Source organism: Paenibacillus sp. FW104-T2, assembly GCF_058789975.1.
In genome coordinates this window covers 594,106-620,552 of the sequence record NZ_JBYTCE010000001.1, presented here as the reverse complement: position 1 = coordinate 620,552, position 26,447 = coordinate 594,106, and the positions used below count along the sequence as shown (strand labels likewise).

Here is a 26,447-nt window from a genome sequence, read left to right as displayed (position 1 = left end):
CTGAAATTCAAACTCTCCTGTAATCATAAATATTGCTATGATCGCGCCAATGATAATGTATAGATTTCTACTGGAATATCACTTGAGACAGCCGCATTTAAAATAACCCTACCACACGCATCCAAAGTACTCCCCGTTGTGTAAATATCATCGATTAATAGCAATTGTAGTGGACAAGAGTGCTCTCTAGCAGAATTAGATCCTGTTTTGCCTATGTAGAGGTCCCTTAAAGTATCCATTACACCGGGGCTTATTGAAAAAGCTTCCTTCATGGTCTCAATCCGTTCGCTGCGCGTCTTGAAGCTCTGCTTCGTGGTGTTGATCCGGCGCTGCAGCAGATCAACTACGGGTAGGCTGTAGGCCGCGGCGAGTCCTGAAGCAAGCCGCTCAGCTTGGTTGAAGCCGCGCTCGGCAAGGCGCTCGCTGCTGACGGGAACGTAAGTCACCGCGTCGGGCCGCCATCGCGGCTTTGGGGTTTGGAGCAGCGACTTCGGTTGGCTTGTCGCTGCTTGAGGGTCGGCGCGCACGGCTGTTGATGCGTGTGCGCTAGGTGGTTGAACGCGCGCGTAAGTTGACGCGCGCGGATTCGGTGGATGCAAGCTGGCATCCACCGGAGGTGAAGCAGAGGTGGCGGAATAAGCCACAGAAGCTTGGGTTTCTTTTGCGGCAACCAAACTCAGTTCTTCACTCATGGCTTGAAAGGCTTGAATGAGAATGGATGTTAACAGCGGTCCGTAGCGCTCGTGGCCCCTGAATTTGTACATGCCAATCCATTCTTTCATAAGAGCATTGTATTGAACGGAACTGCGGTTGCAGATAAACGAACGATTGGCCATATGTGGACGGCTGCAGTCCGGACAACCGATGGCCCGGCCACAACGCAGACAGCGGATGGAGCGAATCCAGGGGATCTGCTGAGCGCAGCGTGCACAAATCCCCGGGTAGATTGGAGATAGTACGGCACGAGTGCCACATGTCAAGCAGGTTGCCCCAGGCGGGGCAAACAGGTTATGTATGCGATGGGTCAGTTGGTGAAAAAAGTCGGTTATATTGTTAAGCGGATTGAACATAATGCCAGTACCTCCTTAAATGGAGCGGATTTATCATTGGGTCTGCTGGTGCAGATAACCCTTGCGATGGGCGATAGTGTTCATTTTCCGAATCTGTGCCACCGCCTTAACCTGGGAACGGGTGCGCCTAGAGGATGCGAAGACGACTCTGCCGGCGGGATCATCCATGGAACGCCCTGCTCTGCCCGCCATCTGTACCAATGAGGCCTCGTCGAAGAGCCCATTATCTGCATCCAAAATAAAGACATCGCTGCGCGGAATGGTCACTCCCCGCTCCAGAATGGTGGTCGTCACCAACAGACGGATGTCTCGTTCGCGGAATGCCATGACTTTACTCGCCCGGTCCGTATCTTGGGATGATGTCCCTTGGATATGGATTTGGGGAAATATGCGCCGCATCAGGTTAACAAATGCCTCGATCTGGGCAATGCGCGTTACGAATACGAAAACCTGGGCATCACGCTGCAAGGAGGTTTGGATGCTATTCTTCAGAGTAGCGGGAAGACTTCTTTTTTTGATACATTCTGCAACGGTCGGCATCTTGATCAACTGCGGAACGGGCAGTGGATAGCGGTGAAAGCGTACCGGTACCCTCGCATGAGCGAGTTTTCGCTGTGATACTTCTTTTTGCAGCCGGGCTGGCGGGGTAGCCGAGAGATATATGAAATTCCCATCTGGTTTGCAGGAAGCGGCCGCGGCATGAGCGAGCATGGGATCATTGTGATAGGGGAAGGCGTCAAGCTCATCAATGATGACCAGATCGAACCCTTGGTAAAAACGCATCAACTGATGTGTAGTGGCTAGGGTGAGCTGTGCGTCTTTCCAGCGCTCGGTACTGCCCCCGTATAAGGTGGCTAGCGTAACGTCAGGAAAGGCTTTGGCCAAACGTGGCGCAAGCTCCAACACCACGTCTCTACGCGGCGTTGCTACAAGCGCTCTCCCTCCGCGGTCTAGCGTATGCTGGAGCAGCGGGAAGATCATCTCGGTCTTGCCGGCCCCGGTCACGGCCCACAGCAAGAACCGCCCCGGCCCATCCTCAGCGGAGGTGGGCCGGGCCAAATACGCCAGCGCCGCAGAAGCTGCCGCGCTCTGCGCTGCGCTAAGCCCCCACCGGGCGAGCTCGCCGCCGGTGGCAAGAGCGGCCGTGCCCCGCACGGCCGAGGGCGCTGTGCTGCGCAGCAGCAGCGCACAGGCACGGCTGCGCCCCAATGCGAGGCATGCCTCGCAGTAGGCGCACGCCGCCAGGCCGCAGGCAGCGCAGGGCACGCGCTGCCTGGCAACGCTGCCGCACCGGCGGCAGCGGGGCGCGCCTTGCGCGCTGATCCACGCGGGCCGACGGCGCGTGGGCAGTTCCAGGGCGGCTGTGATGCTCAGCCGCCCGTGCAATCGCGCGAGCTGCGAAGCCGCGCGCCAGGAGGCTAGCTGCGGGACGGTGTCCGCCAGCAGCGCCTCTGCCTCGGCCGCCAGCAGTTGGCGGCCGCGAAGCCGCTCAGCAAGCAGAGCTGCGCCCTGCTCCAGCTGAGCCCACCCTTTAGCGGGGTAAGCAGCAGGCATCCCGCCCACCCCAGCTCCACTTGAGGTATCAGCCATCCCACTTCTCCCAGCCCTACGTTCAGCTGCAGCTATCCCCGCTTCTCCCGCCAAGCCTGCACCTTCTTTTCTGGCTGCGTGTTCCCCTGATAACTTCTCATACTCGTCCACTTTACGGCGCGTATATGCCAGCCAATGTCTCTCATTCCACTGATCCATTCCGCGCTCCGGCTCAAAATGTTCAACCAGCCATGACGCCTGACTTAGCGGCAACGCTTCATCCAACAACAACCAGCTCTGTACCTGCTGACCACTCGCTCCTTCCAACCACCATGTGACATCCACCCGCAGATCCAAGGACAATAGCATGTTCCACCTATCCCTGCCTCGGCACACATAGAGCGCAACTCTCATCCAATTCCCTCCTCAAACTGAACTTCCATGAACGCAAAAAAAAGCACACGCTTACCCGGCTATCTGCCGGAGCATGTGCTTCATGTCCTGATTTCATCCAATGTCATATCTTATTGTCTTTTTACTATATCAATTGCTCCCGTGCAGGACAAGCATTAGGAATCTAAAATTCATGTTTTAGGCCCATTTTACCAATTTAACGAATACCCCAAATCAATCTCATAAAATGCGAAACTTTTCCCAATCGGTACCGTCTATACTTTTAAGTTAAGATGTACGGTTTCAAATCGCTTCTTACTTCAAACTCGGCAGCTCCACATTCAAACAATAACCATAGATTGCATAAAAACCCATTTTTAATTTAACAGCAGACTTGGCTACAATGAACAAAAAAGATTACAGCATAGCTGTAATCTTCATGTGGATCTATGGAAAACAATTCGATTCAGGCTTTAACTAAAATTAATGCTCAGGCTCACGCAGATCAATAAGTCGAAACGTACGATCTCCATTTGGTTTCGGACGTTCCATATCGGGTGGTACAGCTGCCAGGTATGAAGGCTCCAACCCCTGCTTGCGCATCAGCTTTTCAATAATCCGAACCGTTTCCGATTCCATACGATCAGCAACAACTGTCAATGTGAAGCTCTTTCCACGGTAAAACAGCTCCCGGCAAAGTGCTCTTACAACGCCTTCGATCCGCTGTTCCTGATTGGAAGGAATGAGCAGAATCTGCTCGTAACCCTCGGGTTCCGGACGAGAAAGATGACGCTGGTGCATGGCATGAACGGCCACTGCCGCCAGGAAGTATATGAGCAGAATCATAGTCAAATGAGCAACCATGGCAACTGCACCTCCTCGGAAGGTCATGCTCACCCATGGCGAACATCCCTGTATACGACAGTATATGCCGTACTCCCGAAAGGGTTACACCTGCACATTGCAAGCGCCATATTTCTTTTGGATGCCATCCGCCAAGGAAACGACAGGCCAGGTCATTCATCCACTCATTCACACCAAGCTTGAACATTTGTTCCACGCCGTTTCACACTTTGTTCCTATGCAGTAATAAAGTCCATTAACCCGCAGACCAATCCGGGCAATCGGGAAGGGTGCGAGTGAACAGATATCTATGATACCATTCTTATTTTATTAACAGCACATCTTATACTTGTATTAGAGCGTAACCCAGCCATACTTGATGGAGTTGATAACGGCTTGTGTACGGTCATCCACTTCCATCTTCTGCAGAATGCTGCTGACATGGTTTTTCACCGTTTTTTCACTGATGAACAGGAATTCGCCAATCATTTTGTTACTCTTACCTTCAGCCATCAGACGAAGCACTTCTGCTTCACGACGAGTGAGCGGATTGTTATCGCCAGCGACAAACTTAACCCCAGCTTCTTTTGAAGCACCTTCGCTCATCGCACCTGTTTCATTAAGATACGTCATACGACGCAGCTGCATGATCAGTTTGCCTGTTACTTTAGGGTGAATGAACGCATGCCCCTCATGAACGGAACGAATCGCATTGATTAGGGATTCAGCTTCCATATCCTTCAGCAAGTATCCGTTGGCACCTTTACGCAAAGTCTCAAATACATAACTTTCATCATCATGAATGGATAGAATAATGACTTTAACGTCCGGGAACAGCTCACGCAGTTTCTCCGTCGCTTCAACCCCGTTCTCCACAGGCATGTTGATATCCATCAGAACGATATCTGGCTTCTCCTGGTTGCAGAATTCAAGCACCTGAATCCCATCGCCACATTCGCCGATGACCTCAATATCGTCCTCCATGTTCAAAATGCGTTTTAGCCCTTCACGGAACAGCTGATGATCGTCAGCCAAAAGAACTTTAATTGATGTATTACCAGTATCACGGTTTTCCATCCTGCTACTCCTTTCCCTTATCCACGTTTGTCGGGATATGAATCACGATTTTGGTTCCTTGATTTTCTGCGGATTCAATCTCTATTCTGCCTTCCAGCAGTTCAACCCGTTCTCTCATCCCAATCAGACCGAAATGGTTGTGATCCTTGCTTTTCTTCGCAAGAAGCTCCGGTTTGAAGCCAAGCCCATTGTCCTGAACGACAATTTTAACGAGCTGAGCCTGGTATGTAATTTCCACTACAACATGAGTGGGATAAGCATGCTTTGCAGCATTGGACAGACCCTCCTGCACGAGACGGTAGATTGCAGCCTCCATTGCAGAAGACAAGCGGTGTTCCTTGCCTCTTGTTTCAAAAATCGAGCGAATTTTTGTTTTTACTTCAAAATCCTGCACGTATTTCCGAAGCGTTGGAATCAATCCCAGGTCATCCAGTGCCATAGGACGCAAATTGAATATTACTTTTCTCATTTCTTCAAGACTGGAACGAACCTGGCCTTTCAAATCTATTATTTCGGCCTGGACCATCTTAAAATCCTGCTTAATGAGCATTCTTTCTACAATTTCCGTCCTAAGTACTAGATTGGCGAGCATCTGCGCAGGCCCGTCATGTATCTCACGTGCAATACGCTTCCGCTCTTCTTCCTGGGCCAAAATTATTTTCAAACCAATCATTTGTCGATTCTTGGCGGACTCAATGATCCGGGTCACTTGACCCAGCTCACCTGACAAGTACTCCAGTACGACCCCCATCTGCGAACCAATCGTTTCGGCACGCTCCACAGAAGCCTCCACATTTTTGGCACGCTTCTGCAGATCGTCCCGACGGGCCTTCAGATACATTTCCTTCTCACGATAAATCATCAGGTCCAGCTGCAACTGCGTCGCTTTCTCATACGCCTGCTTGATATCATGCTCGGAATAACGGACGAAGTCACGGCTAACCTCAGTCAGACGGATCCGGGAGCGGCGGTAGTTGAGCTCCAATTGATCTACTTTCTCGATCGTTTCCGCCGTCTCCTTCAGAACCGACTTCAACTCCTCATTCAGAGTTTTTAGCTCCTCACGGGTTGAGTCCATGATTTCGAACATTTGATATTTGCTGTTTTCCATGACTTGTATGGCGTTTTTAATGACGCGGTCTATGGCATCGGCTTGTAAATCCACGTTAGTTCGACTCCATTTCTATCGTTTCCGGTATATATCATACCATATCACGATGAGATGGTAACGGTCTTCGTTTTCTGTTCCCATTTTACAGTCAATCCAAGCTGCTCGGAAACGAGTCGAAGAGGGACTAAAGTCCTACCTCCGGATACATATGGGGCTACTGTTGCGCTCTGTCTTTTTCCATTCAAGATGAATTCTTTCTGTCCCACGACCAGATCAATCAGTTTCCCGCCGCGAATAACGGTGATTCGCTGATTTTTGCTATCCCAGCTTGCCTGTCCGCCAAAGGCATCCAGTACATGTTTGATTGGGACATATGTTGTTCCATTTTTCAGCACCGGTGCTGCATCAATTGCCTTTTTCGTTCCGTTCACGGTCATCGACTTCTGTCCAAGTACCAGGGAAGCTGTTCCTGTAGGCAGTCCCACTTCACTGGATTTCGATGGCATGGTGAAGGCAATGTTATCAAATGCAACGGTACCTGTCATGGCGCGCTCATCCTGCCCCTCTTCTACATTGACTACATAGACACGTTTCAGCTTGGCTGGATAAGCAATATTCAGACCGCTCAGGTCCACGTTTACTTTTTTCCAACCGCTCCAGTCAATGGCCTTCGCAAGATCGGCATACACGGTTTTCCCATTGGCATCCGTAAACTCTGCACGGAGCCAGTTGAGGCTCTTGTCACCCATTACATCCATCGACATGGACGTTGCGGCTGAAGATACTTCTCTGCCTGTTGTCCCGTTCAATTGGGCATATGCATACATTTTACCTGTACCTGCAGTCATGTCGTAGCTCAGCTGAAGCACTTTGGAGCCAGCCTTTTCACCTGTACCCGCCGTTACGGCTGCTGAACCAGTTACGCCAGTGGCATTCGTTGTAAAGTTGATTGGATAACTTACATTCTCGAAGTTCTCCCAGGTGGTTTCGCTGTCAGCAGCCGTAAGAACAACGACCGTACTGTAGCCGTCATAACGACCGATCGCATATCCAACCTCTGCTCCTGAATTTACGGAAGATACCGTTAATTGATCGCCAGCCACTTTACCTTTGAAACCAATAAATTCCCATGTCAGCGAATCAGCCGGAACGGTTACACTTTGCCCATCTTTCGTCTTCGCAGTCACAGGGATCGACATAGTCGTTCCCGCTTTCAGCGAGCCAAGACCAGAACCCGCAGTCAGAGAGGATAGCTCGCTTCCACCGAGCACCGTTACTTTAATGGTAGAAGATGCTCCGTTGCTTGTTGCTGTGAGCGTAGCCGTTCCTGGTTTAACCCCCTTGATCACACCATTACTTACGCTGACGATACCATTGTTGCTTGATTTCCAGGTCAGCTTGATGTCTCCGGTCGCGATCGGGTTGTAATACGTGTCATAGCCTTTGGCTGAATACTTGCCCTCTTGTCCTACCAGCAGCGTTTGGCTGCCACTTACAGCGAAGCCTTTCAGCTTGCCTTCCGGAGCGGTGGAGAATACGCCGAGTGTGTTTACGACCTGACGCTGCTCTGTGCCATATTCCGTGTTGAAGGTCAGACTTGCATTTTCTTCCCCAAGCGGACGTGTCACCATGGTGGTAGAGCCGCCGCCGTCCAGGTTCATGCCTTTCCATACGCCGATACTGGTCATAAAGGATTGCAATTCAGTCAGCGACATGCCACTGCTGTTACTGTTTTTCTCAGCCGCAATAATATAAACATATCGACCATCCTGCGAATAACCTACCGCTGTTCTCGCACGAATACCTCCAATGCCGGAAGAGGCGATATCACGGGAGAACGTAGCTGCTTTGCCTCCATTGACAAGGATCGTATGACCACCAATCATCATCTCGAGATTACTCGGATCAACCGATTGTCCCGTTATTTTAGCTACGAGCTTGTAATCCGCACTAAGCGTCTGTCCCACAGAGAGGTGGGTCATGATCCAGGTAGCTGCCGTTCCGTGTGCACGTAAAATGTACCCGTCTTCAGGTACCGTTATATCCAATGCTTTTTTGTCGGAAATTTGCGTAATAACGCCGTTCTGTACCAGTACCTCGGTTGGTGTGGTAGAAGGGTCGTTCGGACGTTTGGTTGATGTCCAGGCTGATGTATAAATATACATCGAGTTGGCGTGACTGTATTTAACCGAGCCTGACTCTACCGTGTAATCCTCCTTGTTAATTCCGCGCAGAGCAAACGTTGAACTGTCATCGGCCTTCACCATACCGTCAAAAGAGTATTCGTCGATCATCGGTTTGCCATCTTTGGTCACGGTGAGGGCATACATACCCTTCAGTTCCGAAGGTGTGGAGATGAGAACCCCGTCAGAGACCTGTCCACCGATTGGAGCAAGTTCCCCAGATACGTTAAAATAATCACCGTTTACAGCAGCAACCGCATCATTTTCCTTGGCCATGCCGCCTGTGCTTTGTTTGCTGTTCAAGTTGCCGCCCTTACCTGTCATCACATCGAGTTTCACATAAGGGTTTTGCAGATCTACCTGAATTACGTCTGCCAGCACATTCACTTTCGAGCCGGATCTTGTGGTTGTATATTTGTATTTCATGAGCTTCGCGCCGGAAGTCAGAATTTCCTCACTTAACTTGCTTGTACTTGTAGATGCCGCAGCAGCTACCGACTGCCACGTCGTTCCCGACCAGACCTGCTGCCCTGCTCCCAAAACCGGTGCAATCCAGATCACACCTGCCAGTGTCACAATTGCCCATTTCTTCGCCTTGCTGCCCTTCACATCTTCCAGCGGTTTCCCGTGTTTCCCCAGCATGTTTGAAACGTCTCTCCCATCTTGTATATCAATCTTAGACATCAGGTGTCCTGCCGCCAGATGGCAGAGAACAGCCAGATCCCTAGTATACTCTACTATTAATAGACTGCTTTTCGTGGAAAAAGTTACGCCCGCAACCAACTTTGAGGGTATTCCGCACAAAAAAGACCCCAAGCATGGCATGGAGTTGCCACACTTGAAGTCACATGTTAAATAATAGATTATTGTTTATAGTGCTACTAACTTGCCAAAAAAGAGAAAAGCAATCTGATAAACTGTCACTCTCCACATAAACTAGATAGAACAGTTTAATCCCACTCGGACTAAAGATAACCCAATTTGTTCAGGACACGTTTCAACATTACTGCCGCTTGTGCACGTGTTGCATTACCTTGTGGTACAAACGTCTTCGATGTCATTCCCTGAATAATGCCTTCCTGTACGGCCTTGGCAACAGAATCCTTGGATTGAATCTTGTTACTATCCTTAAACTTGGACAGTGTTGATGCGGCCGAAGTTTTGAGTACGGTTGGCTGACCTGCATAATCCAAAGCTCGAACCATCATAATAGCCATCTGCTCACGAGTAACGAGGCTATCCGGTTTGAAAGTACCATCCGTATTACCCGTGACGATACCTGCTTTAGCCGCTGCACCAATATACGCACCCGATATATCACCATAACGAACATCCTTGAATTGTTGAGCACTAGCATAGTCGCCTGGCAATCCCAACCCTTTTGCCACTAAAGTAGCAAATTCTGCTCGTGATATCTGCTGATCAGGAACATACAAGGTTCCATTTTGTCCATTGATAATCCATTTCGCAGACAACTCACCAATGACGTCCTTAGCCCAGTGTGAAGTAGTATCCCGATATGAAACGGGATGGGATGCAGCCACAATAGCCTGATTGCCTTTCAGCTGTCCTGTTATAATAACCGCTCCAGTTGCATTGGAGAAATGATGAGGAATATTAGCCAGAGCTGAAGTACCCTGATCAATGTAGACCAGACCCGTAGCCGGTCCTGTTGTCGTTGAAGGCAATCTGAGTGCAATTGAACTCTTCACCAGTTGTTCTGCACGCTGGCCACTGTAGCCATTATATGCTGATAGATAAACATCCGTAATGTCAGATACTCTTTGTGCTCCGGCGGATGCAAGCATACCATCCATTGTACCGGAGACCGTTACAGGAACCGATTCGAGTTGAACATAAAAGTATGAAGAGCCCGAAGCTGCATTCACGCTTTGTGCAATACTGGAAGGATTCAAATCCGACAAAGGCACTGACCACAGACGGTCTCCATATTTCACCCCAATAAATGAAAAACGTTCACGGGAAGCGATTTCTGTTAGCGTGTCTATTGGGAATCCTACATAAGCTGATGCTTCTGTTGAAGGAACTTCAAATACGACCATTCGACTTGAATTGTTGCTTAAGCTTGCATATTGAAAAGCCTGATTTAACTTGCTAGCATCCACATTAAACTGACGAGTAGAACGACTATTGCGAGACTGGGCGGAAGTTATTTTCGCTGCTTCCGTGCTCATGACATACATGGACTGGTTAAAAGCCGATGTGTCCGATACGGTTAGCCATGATGGCAGGTTGCCACTTAAACTTCCAGTATTGGTAGTTGAACCTGTGCTTTGAGTTTGGCTAATCGATAAAGGTCCAAATGCCTCAACAATGACGTTATCAAGCGTACGCAGCGGGATTATCCCTGGTGCATAACTTACCGTTCCTGTTTGTCCGTTGGTGCCCGAGCTGGACAACTTCAGAGTTAGGGTTGTACCAGTTGATGCTGCAGAAACCACACTTACCTGTGAGCCTCCCAACTGTACACCGAATTGAGATGGGGTAAGCAGCGTCTGTGACTGTAGAGATTCCCTAAAAGTAATAGTCACGGTATCTCCTTGCAATATAGCTGATTTCACCATACCATTGCCCGCTGTGTAGCTTACAGGTGTTAAGTTGATATAACCAGCAGGATTACCGTTTAGGTCTGTTAACCGCAATGCACCAGGTACATAAGAAAGCGTTACATTCTGGTTCGTGCCTACGGCTGAAGCCAAAGTCAGCGTGACGGTGTCATCTTCAATATCCGTGTCGTTTACAAATAAAGGCTTACCATCTACAAGGACAGAATACTGGCTTTTTAACGGTTTGTTGGTTGTTCTAAGTGGTTCATTATAACGGATCCATAACTTAGAGCCACTTATTTCGGCACTCTGAAATTCAGGTGCCTTGGTATCGATGCTATTTCGGACATAGAACCCGGTAAATCCGGCAAGAGCTTGTCCACGACTGTCTTTTACAGGAGAAGAGCCAGGTGCATACGAGACACGAACCACTTCCCCATCGGTAATGGAACGGCTCAGATTCAATGTAACCATTGAACTATTAGTTAAGGATATGCTGTTAATCCCTACCGAAGACTGGTTTGCAGTCACACTGAATTGTGACGCCGCATCACTAGAGTTGATATATACCGTCTCGGGGTAGTATAGGTTAATTGTGCTGTAATATACAGTACCTTCCCTTGGTTTGGACATGACCGAATCAAGTGTATTCTCCACATCACGTGCTGCAAAAGAAGCAGCCGGGTTCAGGGAAGTATCCTGTATTGGACGCAATCCAGGTGTATACCCGATCCGGACAACCTGCCCTACAGCTACACCTGTATCGAGTACAACATATACGCTATCTCCTGATACATATGCAGTGCTGACATTACGCGCTTCCCCATTTACGGTTACCGTGAAGCTGCTATAAGCTGGATTCGCACTGAACAGACTTTCATCGTAAGTAAGTCGAATCGTATTGTTACTATACATCTTGACTGTTTTGAGTACCGGGGCTGTAGTATCTCTGCTCAGCGTCTTAAAGCCCCATGAACTGGTACCTGTCAATCCTGTAAAGAGGTTACCAGCCTTGTCCCTAAACACATTTGCAGGAATATCCACATAATAACTCGTGTTGCTTTCCAGTGTACTCTGTGGGACGATTCGCAGTTGTCTATTGTTTGAACTGTTAATGGTCGTTGTTACTGCCACAGTTCCACCATTAGCCTTTCTCAACGTCGCATTGCCTGGATAATTGGTATCAAGCTCTTTGTTAAATGTAACCGTTAGTTCTCCAGTCAAAGGTGCATTCGTCGTACCGTTCGTTGGGGAAATAGATGATACGGTGAGAGCAGTAGGATCCGAAATGACGCCAAAACCCCACTCGGTTCCTGCAATTCCACTGATGTCGTTCCCCAGTTCATCTCTTAAAAGACCTTCTGGCATAACAACATAATATGTGCTGCTGCTATTCCAGTTTTTCTCTGGATCAATCACAATGGAATTCGTCCCCAGACCATTAACACGTGGAGAACCTGCATTCACAGGTATTTCCTCATATAATGTAGTCCCTTGAAAAATCTGCAGTTTCCCAGCACCTGCAAAAACCTTTTTACTAAATGTCATTGTTATGTTAGATGAAGGAGATACCTGCATCGCTGCATTCGCGGGAACCTTCTCTACCAATGATGTTGTGCCTACACCTTGTGTACGGAACGTCCATTCTTTGCTCAGTCCATTGAAAGCTGTATTATTCTCATGCGCGTAAACAAAGGAGTTTTTGTCGATTTGAACATAGTATGTTCCTCCTGGCAGAGGTGCATGATTAATCGTCACTTTTCTCCCTACATCCGGAACACTGGCGTCATCTGGTGTAATGCTAATATTACTTGATTCCGTTGGGTCCACTAAGATAGGTGGAATAACCTCCGAATCATCTGACACACGTTTTATTGATATGTATCCACTGGCAGTCCCCGCTGCTTTTCGAACAGGTTGGCCAAATTCGATCTCCAATGGGGCTGCTCCATTTACGTTCTTCTCTCCTATTACAGGTAACGTTGCCGTGACCCCTAACGTAGTTAAGTCATCTGCTGCATAAGCAGTGTTTTCCACTCCAAGCAGACCTGTTAGCCAACCTTGGGCAGTTAATAGTACGATTAAAAGCCCGATTGTACTCTTCTTGGCCATTCGTTTCAAACGCACCAATTCGTCCCCCTCAACTTATATTTCTTCTCCTGTCTAATGAACAGACCTCATTATGTATGTCGGTTAGAACAGACATTTTATTTAGCCAAAAGGGAATAAAAGGAATCTTATTTCGTTTATAAAACCTCCTACTTAGCCAACTACTTATGTACGCAAAAAAGCCCCTGATTCCTGATCGGAACCAAAGGCTTTGATCGATCGCAATTAAACTTACAGACCCGCTTGAGCTTTCAAAGCATCTGCTTTGTCCACTTGCTCCCAAGGTACATCCAGATCTGTACGGCCGAAGTGACCGTAAGCAGCCGTTTGTTTGTAAATTGGGCGACGCAGATCCAACATACGGATGATGCCAGCAGGGCGAAGATCGAAGTTGCTACGGACTAACTCAACCAGCTTCTCTTCGCTGACTTTGCCAGTTCCGTATGTATCTACGTTGATCGATACCGGGTTGGCTACACCAATCGCATAAGCGAGCTGGATTTCCACTTTGTCTGCAAGACCTGCAGCAACGAGGTTTTTCGCTACGTAACGAGCCGCATAAGCAGCGGAACGGTCTACTTTTGTCGGATCTTTACCGGAGAACGCACCACCGCCGTGACGTGCATAACCGCCGTAAGTATCTACGATGATTTTACGTCCAGTCAGGCCTGCATCTCCTTGAGGTCCGCCAATAACGAAACGTCCTGTAGGGTTGATAAAATATTTAGTCTGCTCATCCAGCAATTCAGCTGGAACGACAGGCAGGATAACTTGTTCTTTAATGTCTTTTTGGATTTGCTCAAGGGTAGTCTCTTCAGCGTGCTGAGTGGATACTACAATTGTATCGACACGAACTACTTTGTCACCGTCGTATTCGATCGTTACTTGAGTTTTACCGTCCGGACGGAGGTAATCCAGTGTACCGTTTTTACGTACCTCAGCGAGGCGGCGTGCAATACGGTGGGACAATGCGATTGGCAATGGCATGAGTTCTGGTGTTTCGTTCGTTGCAAACCCGAACATCAGACCTTGGTCACCCGCACCGATGTTTTCTGTTTCGCGAGCGACTTGAGCCGGATCACGGTTCTCCAGTGCTGCGTTAACTCCTTGCGCGATATCCGCAGACTGCTCGTTCAGAGAAGTCAGAACGGCACAAGTATTGTAGTCAAAACCATATTTGGCACGTGTGTACCCGATTTCCTTAACCGTGTTACGTACAATGGCCGGAATGTCTACGTATTCAGAAGCTGAACTGATTTCACCGATGACAAGCACTAGGCCTGTAGCCACGGAAACTTCGCACGCTACGCGAGCGTTTGGATCATTCGCCAGAAACGCGTCCAATACGGCGTCCGAGATCTGGTCGCAAATCTTATCCGGATGTCCTTCGGTTACAGACTCCGATGTGAATAGATGTCGGCCTTTAACAGACATGAAGTTTCAACCTCCCATAACTAGTAGTATGGCGATTGCCCGAACAAAACATTTACGGTGATTCGTTCACTGTACCCTCGAAAGCTTTCCGGGCGGAATAAGGACGCAGGGTCCGCAGTTACGAAGATAAGGATTTTTCAGGTAATTGCCTTAACAAAAAATCAACCTTTTCCTCCTGGAAAAGGTTGCATACCTCAAATGCCATCTTATCGCATTTGTCAAGCCGTGTCAAACCATGTGGGATAAGGAAAAACCTTATAATAACTGCTTTTCTGCCTGACGAATCAGCCTTTTCGTAATCTCGCCACCAACCGATCCGTTCTCACGGGAAGTCAGATGTCCCCAGCCTTTATACTGCCCATAGGAATGATCACTCACAGCTCCAAGCTCAGAACCAAACTCAGTATCAGCACCAGCAAGAGCACTTTGACCATACCCTACATTCAGACCAAATTCAGCAGCAATCTCGTACTTCATCTGATCCAGCATCTGACGACTTTCCGGCACCACTTTGCGGTTACTTCTAGCCATGATTCCTGCACCTCCGTTAATTGGTTTTGTACAATTATAGAGTGAGCAGGAACCCTCATGCCTAGCCGTATAAATGTTTGTTAGAACTGGTTAATCTACACAAATGAAATGAATAAAAATGCGAATAAATGCTTAACCTATTTCAAAGAATATCCGCCGCGAACCATAACTGTCAGGCTGTACTTATTACCATCCAATACCGTAATACCACGTCCATCCCTTGGAAAAGAGAGCAGGTGATTGGTCGGCGCTGCCTGTCCATTCGTCAGGTCAACCCCGTCCGTCAGATCAGCTACACCGTTCGTACCTTCACTGACAATCACAGCCTTGCCGCTGCGTACGATGAACTCCGCGCCAGAGGCACCGATCAGCTGTTGACCCGGCTTCACGGTAACAATCTCTACCGCATCAGATGCAACGGATACAACCGGTGGAAGCGAGGTGTCACCACCTGTGCTGCCTGTCCCGGTAGCTCCGCTATTATTGCCTGCGGAGCTTCCCGATCCGGCATTAGTACCTCCGTTTAAAGCCTTTTGAATTTGTTGATCTACATAACTCTTCGTCACAACTGGATCATCCGCTGTGCCTGGTTGACTGGTTCCTGCACCGATAGCTGTGTTGCTGTATACAGACCCAACCCACACGCCAACACCAATAGCCAGCGCAGCCAGGGATACTTTCATATAAGGTTTCATTAATGATTGTACCTTCCCTTCTATTAAAACAATCTACATATATTTGTCGTCATTTTCTATCATATCTTTAATAGAAAGATTTAACAACGATGCTTACTCTATCATTTATTCAGCACCTGGTAGATTGCCGACAGCTGGAACAAAGCCCATCGCCTGGGTTGCAAGTTTAATCCGTTGACCTTGGAATTCATCATATATGGCAATGGTGTAGGCTCCACTGCGTCGATCTTCAAAAACAACATCCTGAATGGTCCAATTCAAAAATTGATTGTTACCTTCCTTCAAGTCTTTATCAAGCACAATTTCTTTGTCGAATACTTTTCCAGTAGGTTCAATCAGCTGCACAATAAGTTTGTGTTCACTTTCTGGCAAGTTCAATTCATTATTTCGGGAAGCATCGTAGTTCCATGAAAGGTTAACTGTGGAGCCACCGCTAAGAGACGCTTTGAAATCTCTAGTTTGAATGTTGTAAGGATAAATATCCACATTTTTAATTGTTGTCAAGGTAGGCTCTTGATCCGGTTTAAGTTCAAACGAGGCTGCATCTACATATCCTGCACCCGTAGTTGTTCCTTCTTTACCCGTGCTTTCACCACTTACTGTCTCACCAATTAACAACCTCATATCGGAGACAACGGTCTTCCTTGGAATTTTGGACCACATGGTTACTAAAGCTGAATCACCAGGTCCTGCTGGGTAATCAATCTGTTTAACCGTTGTTTTATAATACTCACCATTTTTAGATTCGTAATATCCGGTTAATTTGGCAAGGTCAATCTGCCGATCCTCAATATTTTTCACCTGAAGTTCCGTATATACAATATCAGAAGAAGTCCCTGGGTAAATCAATGTTCTCTTCACTTGGAGTTCGGATTTCTTCCCAGGCGTATTCAACGCATAGTTGGACCCCAACTCTACTTGCGGTACCTGCGGAAGCTGACCAATGTGAGTCAGTCTGATCAATTCAGATGTGTTCTCGCCCACTACTTCAGACAGTGCCACTTGTAATTGAGCTACATCCAGATTGGTAGGTAACGATGTTAATAGATGTACATCAAGCGACATGCCGGGCCCAAGTAAAGCTGAGTTCTGACTTATTAACAATTGAGTATCTACTATATCTGCTGAATCTATCGATAACATCCCTTTAAGCTGCGGGAGTTTAAGAGTATTGGTTGAAACATTGCGTAAAGTAACTCTTGCGGATAAAACATCCGCATTATCCCAAGGAAGACGTTGAACAGAATTCCATGTTACACCCAATGTTCCATTTTCAATCTGAAGAGTACTCTCTGTACCAATCGATTGCTGCATGGAAGTAGCTTTGGGAAGAATGTACGTTCCCGCAGGATACGAAAATTTAATTTCTTTGCTTTCTGTACCCTCGGTGCCCTCAGCTTTTGGTGTATTCATAACCAACTTCAGTGTTCCATCGGCTTCATCGTAAGGCAAGCTAAATGTCAGACGAACTAAGCGCTCTTCATCTGGTTTCAATTTCAAATTATCCAGTGCCTTGGTAGACAACGGATAATCATTTCCTTTTTTGTTTTGAACCGAGAAATCATATTTGGGTACGGAAACTTCCCTTGATCCCGTGTTTTTAAATTTGAAGTTGACCGTATAGTAGTTGTTACCATGAGTCTGACTCACACTAACATCTCCCACACTCGTAGCCATCTTGCCCTTGTTATCTTCGAGCGTTATGGTATGGACCTTTCCAACCTTAGTTTCTGTATTCTGCAACGAAGTTGATTTCGGCATTTGCATCGTCGCAAGTGGAATAACCGATTTCTCAGCTTCGTTCTCTTGTACCATAATAAGCTCAGCCCCATCCAGCTTTACCTTCTTGGGAACAGTTGTTATATAATTGATGCTTTTGGACTCTTGAGGCTGTACGTTGTACGTTGTATCGTTCGAATTTAGATTAAGCGGGTAGCTGCTGCCACCTTTTGTTCGCAGAACCCACTTCACATTCGGATTTTCCAACCCCTTATAACCAACGTTATGCAAGTTAATTTTAACACTCGCATAGTTGGATGTGTCCGAGGCAGAGAATGTCTGTAGGCCTTGAACTTTAATTTTTACCGGAATATCATTGATCCGTACCTTTTTAACTGTATTCACTGGGGTAGCCACCGTGTACGAGGCAGGAATATTGATTTTCCCCAGAATGCTTTCATAATTTGGCTTGCTGAAGTCCCATTTAACAATTTCAAAATTCAGATTGCTGAGCTGAACGTTTTTGCCGACAGTCGTCACATATGTAACGGATAAGGTAGAGCCAGCAGCAACACTTTTTTTCTCTGCATCTTGCGTCAGCAATTTGGAAGTATAACTTGTTCCACCTTTACTTCTAACCTTTGTCCAGTAATCAACTAGTTGTAAGCTTTTTTTCTCATTGTTGGTATATGTGAGGGTATACGTAATCAACTTGCCTTCGTCTTGAGTCAGAACATTGACATCTGTAAGTCTAACACTGCTTTTGGATGATAGCTTGACAGCCGGGACATTAGATAATGTTTTGACAGCTTTTTGAGTTTGAGCTGTATTGCTAGAAGAAGTTGCGGCTTCTGCAATTTGAAAAATGTTCATCCAAGCGGCCTGAGTCAACCCCAGCACGGTAGTCGCGACAATAACTTTCTTAAATTTATTTTTCACATGAAACCTCCATACATAGATTTCCATAATACATATATTATAGACGAATAATATATACAGGAAGTTTCAAAGAGGTAACTTTTAGTACAGCAATATTGTTTAAATTCATTGAAATAAAACAAAAAACAGCCTTGCATCTTAATAGATGCAAGGCTGTTTCAGAAAAAATAATATTAGTTATTTGTAGTAGGCAGTTGCTTACCGAAAGTGAACTCACCAAGTGCGTTACCGCGTCCATCAGTGATAGCTTCTGCTGCTTTGTTTTTATCACCATCAAATTTAACATTTACAACTTTACCAGCTACATTTGTATCTGCAGTTGCTGTGATAGTGATAGAATCAGTTCCAACAGTAGCTTGAACATTGGAAATTTTCACACCAGTACCTGCATCAACAGTGAAGAGACCATTGATATAGGCTTCGTTGTAGTTATCAGTATCTGCTTTAAGACTTTCAGATCCTTTAACAGTAATAGTAATTGCTTTACCAGTAGCAGCATCAGCAACGATATTAGTCAAAGAAACTGTTGGTGCAATTCCATCTTTAACTACAATTGGAGTATCTCCAGTTGCCGTAATTTTGTTACCAAAAGCATCTTGAGTTTGAGTAGAAACAATCTCCAACGTTACATCCGCTGCATTTACTGGTACTGCATTGTCAGCAAATTTCAGCAACAGTGTTTTGTTGTTGTCAGCCAAAGTGTAAGAAGTTGGTTGAGATTGAACACCGTTCACTACAAAATCTCCCAAGTTAACACTTGACAATGCTGCGTCAAATTTAACTTTGATTTCATTGTTGCTAGTAGCATATACATCACCAGTAACAGCAACTTTAGAATCACTTACTTTGTCTCCAACATTGTAAGATCCGTTATTGAAGTAGTTACCTTCGGAATCTTTAATGTAGCTTGCAGTTACAACTGCTTTGCTCCAATCGAAACCAGAAGGAATGTTGCTTCCAGTAACCGCAATACGAACAGTGTTTGTAGAGATCAAGTTAATGTCATTGTTCTCTTTAGCGATTTGGTAAGATCCAGTAGCATTTCCATCGACTACTGAAGAAACAGTGTATTTAGCTGCTTCAAGGGCATTACCTTCGCCAGTAGTAGCTAGTGTTTTATTGAATTGAACATATACGTAACGAGTGCCTTCGCTAACAGAAGACCAAACACGAGTTACTTTACCATTTTGAGCAGTGTTAGCGTTCAGTGTAGCAGTGTATGGCAACAATACATTCCCGATGTAAGCAGTATCAGCGATACCAGATACAGTCAACGTGTAAGTTGCATCTTCTTTCAAGCTGCTACCCAGGTTAACTCTAACCTTTTTGTCAGTATTGTTGTAAGTTGGTGCAATTACAGGATTACCTTTAGAAGTCAAACCTGTAACAGTTACAACTTTACCATCAGCATCTTTCAGAACATAATTCTCAGGATTTGTAGCTCTGTCAGATCTGTTTGGATCATTTTGCAACGATTTGCTGAATGTGATTTCAGCGAAGTAGTTACCATTTTCCACTTTGAACTCAGTAGCTACAACTGTTGGACGAACAGTATCCAGTGTTGGAGTTACTTTTGCATCAACGGAAGCGGAGTTGTTGCTGTAGTCGGAAACTGCAGTCAGGTAGACTGTGTTCTCGGATACGTTCAACGGATTGTTGAATTTCAGCGTAACTTTGTTGTCGTTGATCTCAATGGATTGAGCGTTGTTGCCTGTAGCGTTAGCATAAGCACTTGCTACACTTTTCACAGTTTCATCAAACTCAACAGTTACTTCCTTCAAGTCGTTAGATTTTACACTTACAACTTTAGGAGCTGCTGTGTCTACAGCTGCAGTAAATTTGCTTTCCACTGGAACGATAGTCAGACCAGAGTAGTCTTGTACGCCACTCACACGCAATGTGTGCTCACCAGCAGTCAAGTCTGTAGTTACGATTGCTGTGTTAGGGTAAACATACTTCACAGAAGCAGCAATTACATTGTTATCTACACGGAAAGAAGAAGAGATAACACTTTCAGGTTTAACAGGCTCGCTGAATACTACTTTGAACGCTTTAGTTCCCAGAGCTTGAACTTCTTTCACTTCTGGAACTGCCACATCAAGTGGAGTAAACTCAACTTTTTGTGTAATAGTTTTAGTTGCATCAGCGTTTTTAACGTTGTTGATTTGCAGGCTAGTTGCTCTTTGGTTTGTCAGAGCAGAAGAGTTCTGTTCTACCAACAAAGTTACAGTTGTTTTGTCATCAGACAATGTAGCGCTTTTGAAAGTCACGCCACTTACAACATAGTTGTTTTTGCTTTCAGCAGAAATTTGATCTACAGTACCATCAAATTTAACTGTGATTTCTTTCAAGTTTGTAGCAGATACAGAAGATACTGCTTGAGCTACTGTAGTTACATAAGTAACTTTCTCAGTGAACTCTTTATCTTTGTAAGTAAATTTCACTTCAGTTTCTTTGTTAGCTTCAAGAGCTTTATCCAAAGTTACTTTAACGGATTCACCGTCGCTCATTTTGAAAGTAACAACTTTACCAGCTTCAGTTACATCATAAGAAGCAACTTTCAGGCTTTGCTCTTGATCAACTGCATAAGCAGCGCCAACGAGCAATTCGCGGGAAGCATTGGATTGGAAGTTCAGGCTGGAATCAAGCAATCCTGCATTGATTGCCGCTTGAACATAACCTTTAGCCCATGCGGATGCTGTGTTGTTAGTTTCAGTTGGAACTTCAAGGTCAAGTGCACGAGTCAAGATGGTAGCCATCTCTTCGATTGTTACTTTACCGTTGAAATCGAAGATTTTTTTCTCAGTGTTTTTACCTTCCATGATGCCTGCAGCTGTTACTGCTTCGATGTAAGGAGCAGCCCAGTTTTTAGCATTGTAGTTTTTGTCAGTGTAAGAATATACACCAGTGATTTCTTTCAGGCCGAGCAATTTAGTGATGACTTTAGCGAACTCAGCGCGAGTCATTTCTTTGTTCAGTCCTGCAGTACCATCCGGATAACCGTTGAAGATACCTTTTGCTTTCAATGCATCAAACTGTTGTTGTGGTGTAGTAGCTGTATCACCAAATGCTACAGATGCAAACATTGAGAATGCCATTGCTGTAGACAAAGCTACGGATAAAATTTTCTTCATAACCTTTTTTTCTCCTCCTTGGGTGTTCATAACATGGGAATTTTCTTTAATAGTTTCGCTCGTGTTCCTCATATATTGTTGCACCCCCTTTCCAGAGTCCTGAGCAAGTTAATATAAATGATGTCTGTGAGCTTATCACAGAAACTTGTAAACTAGCTTAATCTTAGAATCATACGAAAATAGAGTAGTTTCCTAATCCTACCTAACGTATTATACAATGGGTTACTCTCGCCGTAAAGCAATTTTTTCTAATAAATAGACAAGATTCTTCACGAGGTCATTCTTGGTAAGAGGCCCAATGTTTTTGACTCTACATCTTAAACGCAGTAGATTTCAAAAAGTTGCGGGTTCTTCAAAAAAAGTTTTGAACTTATTTATGTATTGATGCAGTGCGGGTAATTTACTGGGTCCAAAACTTTAAAATCAGTATTATTGTGGTAGCCATAACGGGTTTCTATTGAGTCAGGATTGATCTGAACGTTTATTTATACCCGCTCAGCCTGTACATGAAGCGACAAATTGTCCCAAAACAAAAAATAAAAGGCATTCCGTAAGGAATGCCTTCGTATCCAGTTCTTGCTATATAGACTTAGCGGATTTTCATCGCAAGATCAATGATTTGTGCACGCATCTCTGGATCACTATTCAGTCTCAGATACATATCATCAATTGGTTGTCTGTTTTCACGGTACGTCTTTTCGTGCTTCATGGTGGTATGAGACCATTCAATCAATTCATTCTCGGCGAGTACCAATTGGTTATATGCGTCATGGAAGCCAGTCGCTTGCACGAGTTCTTCCATCACTTCCTGGGTCACTTCCTGCGTTTTACGTGTATCTTCTATTTTCTTTTCCAGAATGACTGCCTGCTTCTCGAACTGAGTCTTTGCCTTCATGTAGCCCAGCTGGGCCTTCGAATAAATCGGTTTCATTAGCTAACTTCACCCTCTAGATCATTGTGTATTTACCGTTATTGTATCTTAAACTCTAGCAAATTACAAAAATAGTTATTGGTAAAAAACATCTTTCTTCTATTATAAAAGTGTTCTTTTGCCGTTTCCTTAACAGTCAAAAAGACCTGCCCCTTTAGCACAAGGGACAGGTCCTTCCAATAATGCATAAATGAACTTTGATGAATTAGCTCAAGTTTTTAGGGAATACTTTGGTGCTTTTCTTGAGCAGTTCAACAGCAATTTTACCCGCTTCTGCACGAGTCAAATTACCTTTTGGATTGAAATTATATTGTGGCTTCTTCTGGCCTGGAACCGTTACAGCGGCTCCTTCCATGATTTTAGCCTTTGATACTGCCATAATCGATGGACCTGCATACTTCTCAATGCTGCCTGAATCCAAAAATGCCTTAGCAAGTGAAGCATCCATCTTACTATCATTCGCTGCCAATTTCAGCTTCAGAGCACGAGCAATCATGACTGCTGCTTGTTCACGTGTCAACGGTTGATCTGGTCCAAACACACCGTCCGTCAGACCCGTTACAATGCCTGCTCTTGCCGCTGTCTCAATTCGGTCGTAATCCCATGTCGCAGAACGTGCACCTGGTACCAGATCCACGAACGTACGATTATTGTCCGAGTTAATTGGCAAATTAAGACCTTTAACCAGCAATGTCGCAAACTCACCACGAGTTGTCTGATCATCTGTACCAAACTGCTCGAAACGCAAGTTGTTCATAAATCCTTTGGAATAGAGACCATTCAAGATATTACGAGCCCAGTTATGATTCGTTATGTCATTGTAGCTTCGACTCAACTTCATTACTTTATAGTAGCCGAATTCATCGAATGGCACAGTGACTGTATGTGCTTTGGTATCAACCTCACCACCGATATTTTCCCACTGACGAGTTGCTGTATACCGGTATACGGTAATTGTGGAACCAGCTTCGTCTACCACGTTAGAATCAAAGGCGAGCGTAAGAGTTCCCCGTTGTGATGGTGTAATTTTGCGCTCTGTAGGTGTCTGAGGATTACCGAACAACCCTTCTACGGAGTAAGGCGTCAATCCATTCGTTGGAGCTGCATACGTAGCTGAGCCCAGATCTCCCGACTCACCCAAACCTCCATTAATCCAATAGATATCAGAGATTGCCCCAAAGTTACTTGATGCACTTGTTGATCCAAAGTTAAGCAAGTACTCATCCGGAATACTCCAAGCCGGAGCACCACTATTTTCACCCGTTCCAGGGAAGCCAATAATGTTACCATAGTCATTGCGACGTTCTACAATCCCCGTAGTCGGGTCTGCAATACCGAATAGAAGCTTCGTATCTGGATAGTACTTCGTAATACCTCTTGTGCTAGTGCTTTGCATTACAGTACCTTTCGGGAAACTGAGTTGAAGTCCCTTGTTGAATACTGTATATTTGGTTGCCACCTTCGGTGCCATGTACTGAGCATCTACACCTACGGTACCCGTATAGAACACTTCAATGGTGTCCGTATTGCTTGTACCAGCACGCGTGATTGTGATTTTGATTTTATTTTCTTTATCTTGTTTCAATCCTACATAGTCATATACAAAACGGTTCTCACCCAAATCTGTACGTTTCACAGCAGGATCTTTACCAATAAGGACTTCGGTTGCACCCTCTGCTTCAATGTCAAAGTGAACAAAGTTTTTGTTGACCACGATCTGATTACCAACGGTTGGTTGTGGAGACAGAATGCGATAGGAACTCACTTCTCTGACAATCTCCAGTTTTTGCGATGTCTTCGCTCCGGTCTCGTTGATCAGCTCCAAGGTATACACATATGTTCCTGGGTCATCTGCAACCAAATCCTGAATACGCATAATAAAGTCTTTTTGATTACCTGCGAAATCATAAGTGTAGCGTTCACCGGCAAATGTGACCACGGCATTATCTACCGAGTTAACCGGCAAATCAACAGACAGAATATTTTTGGTTCCCATATTCAAATTCATTTTGACTGCACCGCTACCACGAAGAACCAAATCGTAGTTTTTCAAACTAGTCGTGTACTTACTATCATTGTAAATAAACTCAGGCGTCAGATTGAAAATCTGTGCAAGCTGCGGGTTGTCCGAGCTGAATTCTTTTGGAGGAAAACTAGGACGATCTTTTCCAACAGCAGGCTGGAAGTTAACGATTGTAGATACATTATTGTCTACAACATAAATCCGTAGCTCTTTGCGGATCTCACGAGCTTGGCCTTTATCATCCTTACCTGTACCTGTCAAAATAATTCTGTTTTCCCCAAAGACCAAAGGTCCGTTCTCTAAGGAAATATTTAGTGTGAAATTGAAGGCGCCAGTAGTTTTATTTAACCAGGTAGGGTCAAGAGTCTCTGAAGTATTGGTTGATTTAACTTTCTCACCGTTAGCAAACACTTCTGCAACGAAATAATTACTATTGATCGTGTCTTCAAAGTCAATGTATTGTCCTTTGACAGCAAGTGTTTTTCCGGCTCCAGAATCCACATTATACGTTTGACCATCAGTCAGATTTTCAACGTAAATATAATTTTTCGATGCATATGAAATGGTAACATCTTTATAGGCTGTTGAACTATCGTAGTTAAAACGAACGGTTTGGTTACCGTTCTTTAATCCAACCACTTTGAAGATATAACTGGTATCTGACACTGTAGCCACATGGTTCACCGTGATTCCGCTTGTCCCGAGTGGAAGGTAATTGGCTTTCAGCCCTGTCAACGGATCAGCTGGTTTGCCGTTCGTGTTGACCATAATGTAGAAGTCACCTGAGTCCACTTTAGCACCGTTCAAAGGCTCACCAGTCGGAAGATTAGTGATCCCACTTCCGCTATATCCCTTGAGATACTTCAGATCAGTAATGACGGTCTGACCTTTCATGTACTGAAAATCCATATTTTTGCTTATAGTCTTTGTTCCGTAAGTTACGGACAATGTATGATTTTGGTCTTGCAAAACCACGCCAGCTGTATCCTTGTTAAAGTTCACAGCATTGATATCAAAAGCAACTAACCAATACGAAGGCGTGTTATCTTTCAGACTTGGAATGAAAACTTCCTCGGTAAAAGTAGGTGTCTCTTTTGTCGTATTGTTGTCAACATAAATTTCAGCACCTTCACTGAACTTGTTTTTATTTACTTCATCATAAGGTATTAACATTTGCACATGCACTTTAGCCTGGTCCGTATCTTCAGTAAATACGGGTTCAACACCAAGCAAACTTTGTGCATTTCTACTGGAATCCAACAGATCCAACTTCACGATTGGATTCTTCTCATCATAATATAGTAGTGAATAGTTGAACGTTAGTGTGTCAGAACCATTCTGTACTACCAGCTTCAGATCATTCACGCCTGGATTCAGCTTAAGCTGCGGGGAGAAGAATGAATAATTTTGTAAAAGCTGTGTTGCCAAAGCTTGACCATTGTTTACAGAAACCGTCACTTTCGTAGCGTTGACAGCTGTACCTTGAAGTGTAATCTCGTCCTTGTTTACTACAATTTGAGTCCCTTCATTAAGGTCCAAGTTATCCGATCCACCGAGTACTTGCAGCTTTTCTACGTAGGGCACTTGGTCAAACAAGATATAAAACGTCTCAGAACGTTCATTCTGTCCTTGTGCACCCGTAAATGTGATGCGGTTCATACCTGGATAAAGAGTGAGATTTGCCTTGAAACGATTATCCGGTCTATCTGTATCTAACGTTACGACTGCTGGAGCAACACGTGCAGGATCTTCTACCCAGCGATTTGTGCTTTGGTCCCAGTTCAACAATTGAATGTTTGCACCCAGTGTTGAACCCGTTACTTTGGTATAGGTACCCGTAATCGATTGTTGAGCATCTGTTACTTTATATACTTTATCTCGTGTTATCTGATTTGCCCCTGCTGTCAATGTCAGATCAACCGTATTTCTGAATTCCGAAATATCGGGAGTAAAATAACTCGTTGGTTTGTCCGCCGCCGATGCGACTGGTGTCAAGCCTGCCGGTATCAACGATACAACCAGTGCCACCATCATAAGCCAAATCATCGGCTTCTTCGTACGCTGCATGCAATCATCTCTCCTCTTTTTAAGTCAGTTACCTCTTATATCGGTGGCTAGGTTCCAATTATTTAGTAAAAACAGCAAATTAAACAAAAAA

General features: G+C 45.3%; 15 protein-coding genes. 1 reads left to right on the top strand and 14 read right to left on the bottom strand.

Going from position 1 to position 26,447, the window contains the following annotated elements; translation table 11 throughout:
- Positions 1 to 35 precede the first annotated feature (35 nt).
- From AC3WQ3_RS02685 to AC3WQ3_RS02675, 3 genes are all read right to left on the bottom strand, one after another.
- A complete protein-coding gene (locus AC3WQ3_RS02685; RefSeq protein ID WP_492471387.1) occupies positions 36 to 836 on the bottom strand; it encodes a ComF family protein in 801 nt (266 codons plus the stop codon).
- 267 nt (positions 837 to 1,103) lie between these two features.
- Positions 1,104 to 3,014 carry a helicase-related protein gene (locus AC3WQ3_RS02680; protein ID WP_492471386.1) on the bottom strand — a complete coding sequence of 637 codons (1,911 nt, stop codon included), beginning with the start codon at positions 3,012 to 3,014 and terminating at the stop codon, positions 1,104 to 1,106.
- Between the two features lie 462 nt (positions 3,015 to 3,476).
- Positions 3,477 to 3,839, bottom strand: coding sequence for a hypothetical protein (locus tag AC3WQ3_RS02675; RefSeq protein ID WP_181429783.1), 363 nt, complete (start codon positions 3,837 to 3,839; stop codon positions 3,477 to 3,479).
- 16 nt (positions 3,840 to 3,855) lie between these two features.
- On the opposite strand from AC3WQ3_RS02675, the gene AC3WQ3_RS02670 reads away from it, so the two are divergent.
- On the top strand, positions 3,856 to 4,083 hold the full coding sequence (locus AC3WQ3_RS02670) for a hypothetical protein (protein WP_492471385.1): 228 nt from the start codon (positions 3,856 to 3,858) through the stop codon (positions 4,081 to 4,083).
- A 107-nt stretch (positions 4,084 to 4,190) separates the two neighbouring features.
- On the opposite strand, the gene AC3WQ3_RS02665 is transcribed toward AC3WQ3_RS02670, so the two are convergent.
- The 11 genes from AC3WQ3_RS02665 to AC3WQ3_RS02615 form a co-directional block, all read right to left on the bottom strand.
- A complete protein-coding gene (locus tag AC3WQ3_RS02665) occupies positions 4,191 to 4,913 on the bottom strand; it encodes a response regulator transcription factor (protein WP_095291355.1) in 723 nt (240 codons plus the stop codon).
- 4 nt (positions 4,914 to 4,917) lie between these two features.
- Positions 4,918 to 6,078, bottom strand: coding sequence for a sensor histidine kinase (locus tag AC3WQ3_RS02660; RefSeq protein WP_095291353.1), 1,161 nt, complete (start codon positions 6,076 to 6,078; stop codon positions 4,918 to 4,920).
- A gap of 47 nt (positions 6,079 to 6,125) precedes the next feature.
- Entirely contained in the window at positions 6,126 to 8,849 is a 2,724-nt protein-coding gene (locus tag AC3WQ3_RS02655) for a stalk domain-containing protein (RefSeq protein ID WP_492471384.1), read from the bottom strand.
- Between the two features lie 323 nt (positions 8,850 to 9,172).
- Positions 9,173 to 12,901, bottom strand: coding sequence for a SwmB domain-containing protein (locus AC3WQ3_RS02650; protein ID WP_492471383.1), 3,729 nt, complete (start codon positions 12,899 to 12,901; stop codon positions 9,173 to 9,175).
- A 213-nt stretch (positions 12,902 to 13,114) separates the two neighbouring features.
- A complete protein-coding gene (gene metK / locus AC3WQ3_RS02645; RefSeq protein ID WP_095291347.1) occupies positions 13,115 to 14,317 on the bottom strand; it encodes a methionine adenosyltransferase in 1,203 nt (400 codons plus the stop codon).
- 255 nt (positions 14,318 to 14,572) lie between these two features.
- Complete coding sequence (locus tag AC3WQ3_RS02640) at positions 14,573 to 14,848, bottom strand: alpha/beta-type small acid-soluble spore protein (RefSeq protein ID WP_492471382.1); 276 nt, start codon at positions 14,846 to 14,848, stop codon at positions 14,573 to 14,575.
- Positions 14,849 to 14,985: 137 nt separating this feature from the next.
- The gene (locus AC3WQ3_RS02635; protein WP_492471381.1) at positions 14,986 to 15,543 is read right to left on the bottom strand and encodes a hypothetical protein; all 558 of its coding nucleotides are present in this window, start codon (positions 15,541 to 15,543) and stop codon (positions 14,986 to 14,988) included.
- A 105-nt stretch (positions 15,544 to 15,648) separates the two neighbouring features.
- Positions 15,649 to 18,201, bottom strand: a complete 2,553-nt coding sequence (locus AC3WQ3_RS02630; RefSeq protein ID WP_492471380.1) for a DUF4352 domain-containing protein — start codon at positions 18,199 to 18,201, stop codon at positions 15,649 to 15,651.
- A gap of 173 nt (positions 18,202 to 18,374) precedes the next feature.
- On the bottom strand, positions 18,375 to 21,335 hold the full coding sequence (locus tag AC3WQ3_RS02625; RefSeq protein ID WP_492471379.1) for an S-layer homology domain-containing protein: 2,961 nt from the start codon (positions 21,333 to 21,335) through the stop codon (positions 18,375 to 18,377).
- A gap of 589 nt (positions 21,336 to 21,924) precedes the next feature.
- The gene (locus AC3WQ3_RS02620) at positions 21,925 to 22,266 is read right to left on the bottom strand and encodes a hypothetical protein (RefSeq protein WP_492471378.1); all 342 of its coding nucleotides are present in this window, start codon (positions 22,264 to 22,266) and stop codon (positions 21,925 to 21,927) included.
- Between the two features lie 205 nt (positions 22,267 to 22,471).
- Positions 22,472 to 26,356: an S-layer homology domain-containing protein gene (locus AC3WQ3_RS02615; protein WP_492471377.1), complete on the bottom strand. Its 3,885-nt coding sequence runs from the start codon at positions 26,354 to 26,356 to the stop codon at positions 22,472 to 22,474.
- Positions 26,357 to 26,447: the final 91 nt, after the last annotated feature.

Coding starts and splice junctions, on each gene's coding strand:
- AC3WQ3_RS02685 (WP_492471387.1), bottom strand. CDS start 836: ATGGCCAATCGTTCGTTTATCTGCAACCGCAGTTCCGTTCAATACAAT.
- AC3WQ3_RS02680 (WP_492471386.1), bottom strand. CDS start 3,014: ATGAGAGTTGCGCTCTATGTGTGCCGAGGCAGGGATAGGTGGAACATG.
- AC3WQ3_RS02675 (WP_181429783.1), bottom strand. CDS start 3,839: ATGATTCTGCTCATATACTTCCTGGCGGCAGTGGCCGTTCATGCCATG.
- AC3WQ3_RS02670 (WP_492471385.1), top strand. CDS start 3,856: ATGGCAACTGCACCTCCTCGGAAGGTCATGCTCACCCATGGCGAACAT.
- AC3WQ3_RS02665 (WP_095291355.1), bottom strand. CDS start 4,913: ATGGAAAACCGTGATACTGGTAATACATCAATTAAAGTTCTTTTGGCT.
- AC3WQ3_RS02655 (WP_492471384.1), bottom strand. CDS start 8,849: ATGCTGGGGAAACACGGGAAACCGCTGGAAGATGTGAAGGGCAGCAAG.
- metK (WP_095291347.1), bottom strand. CDS start 14,317: ATGTCTGTTAAAGGCCGACATCTATTCACATCGGAGTCTGTAACCGAA.
- AC3WQ3_RS02640 (WP_492471382.1), bottom strand. CDS start 14,848: ATGGCTAGAAGTAACCGCAAAGTGGTGCCGGAAAGTCGTCAGATGCTG.
- AC3WQ3_RS02635 (WP_492471381.1), bottom strand. CDS start 15,543: ATGAAACCTTATATGAAAGTATCCCTGGCTGCGCTGGCTATTGGTGTT.
- AC3WQ3_RS02625 (WP_492471379.1), bottom strand. CDS start 21,335: ATGAAGAAAATTTTATCCGTAGCTTTGTCTACAGCAATGGCATTCTCA.
- AC3WQ3_RS02620 (WP_492471378.1), bottom strand. CDS start 22,266: ATGAAACCGATTTATTCGAAGGCCCAGCTGGGCTACATGAAGGCAAAG.
- AC3WQ3_RS02615 (WP_492471377.1), bottom strand. CDS start 26,356: ATGCAGCGTACGAAGAAGCCGATGATTTGGCTTATGATGGTGGCACTG.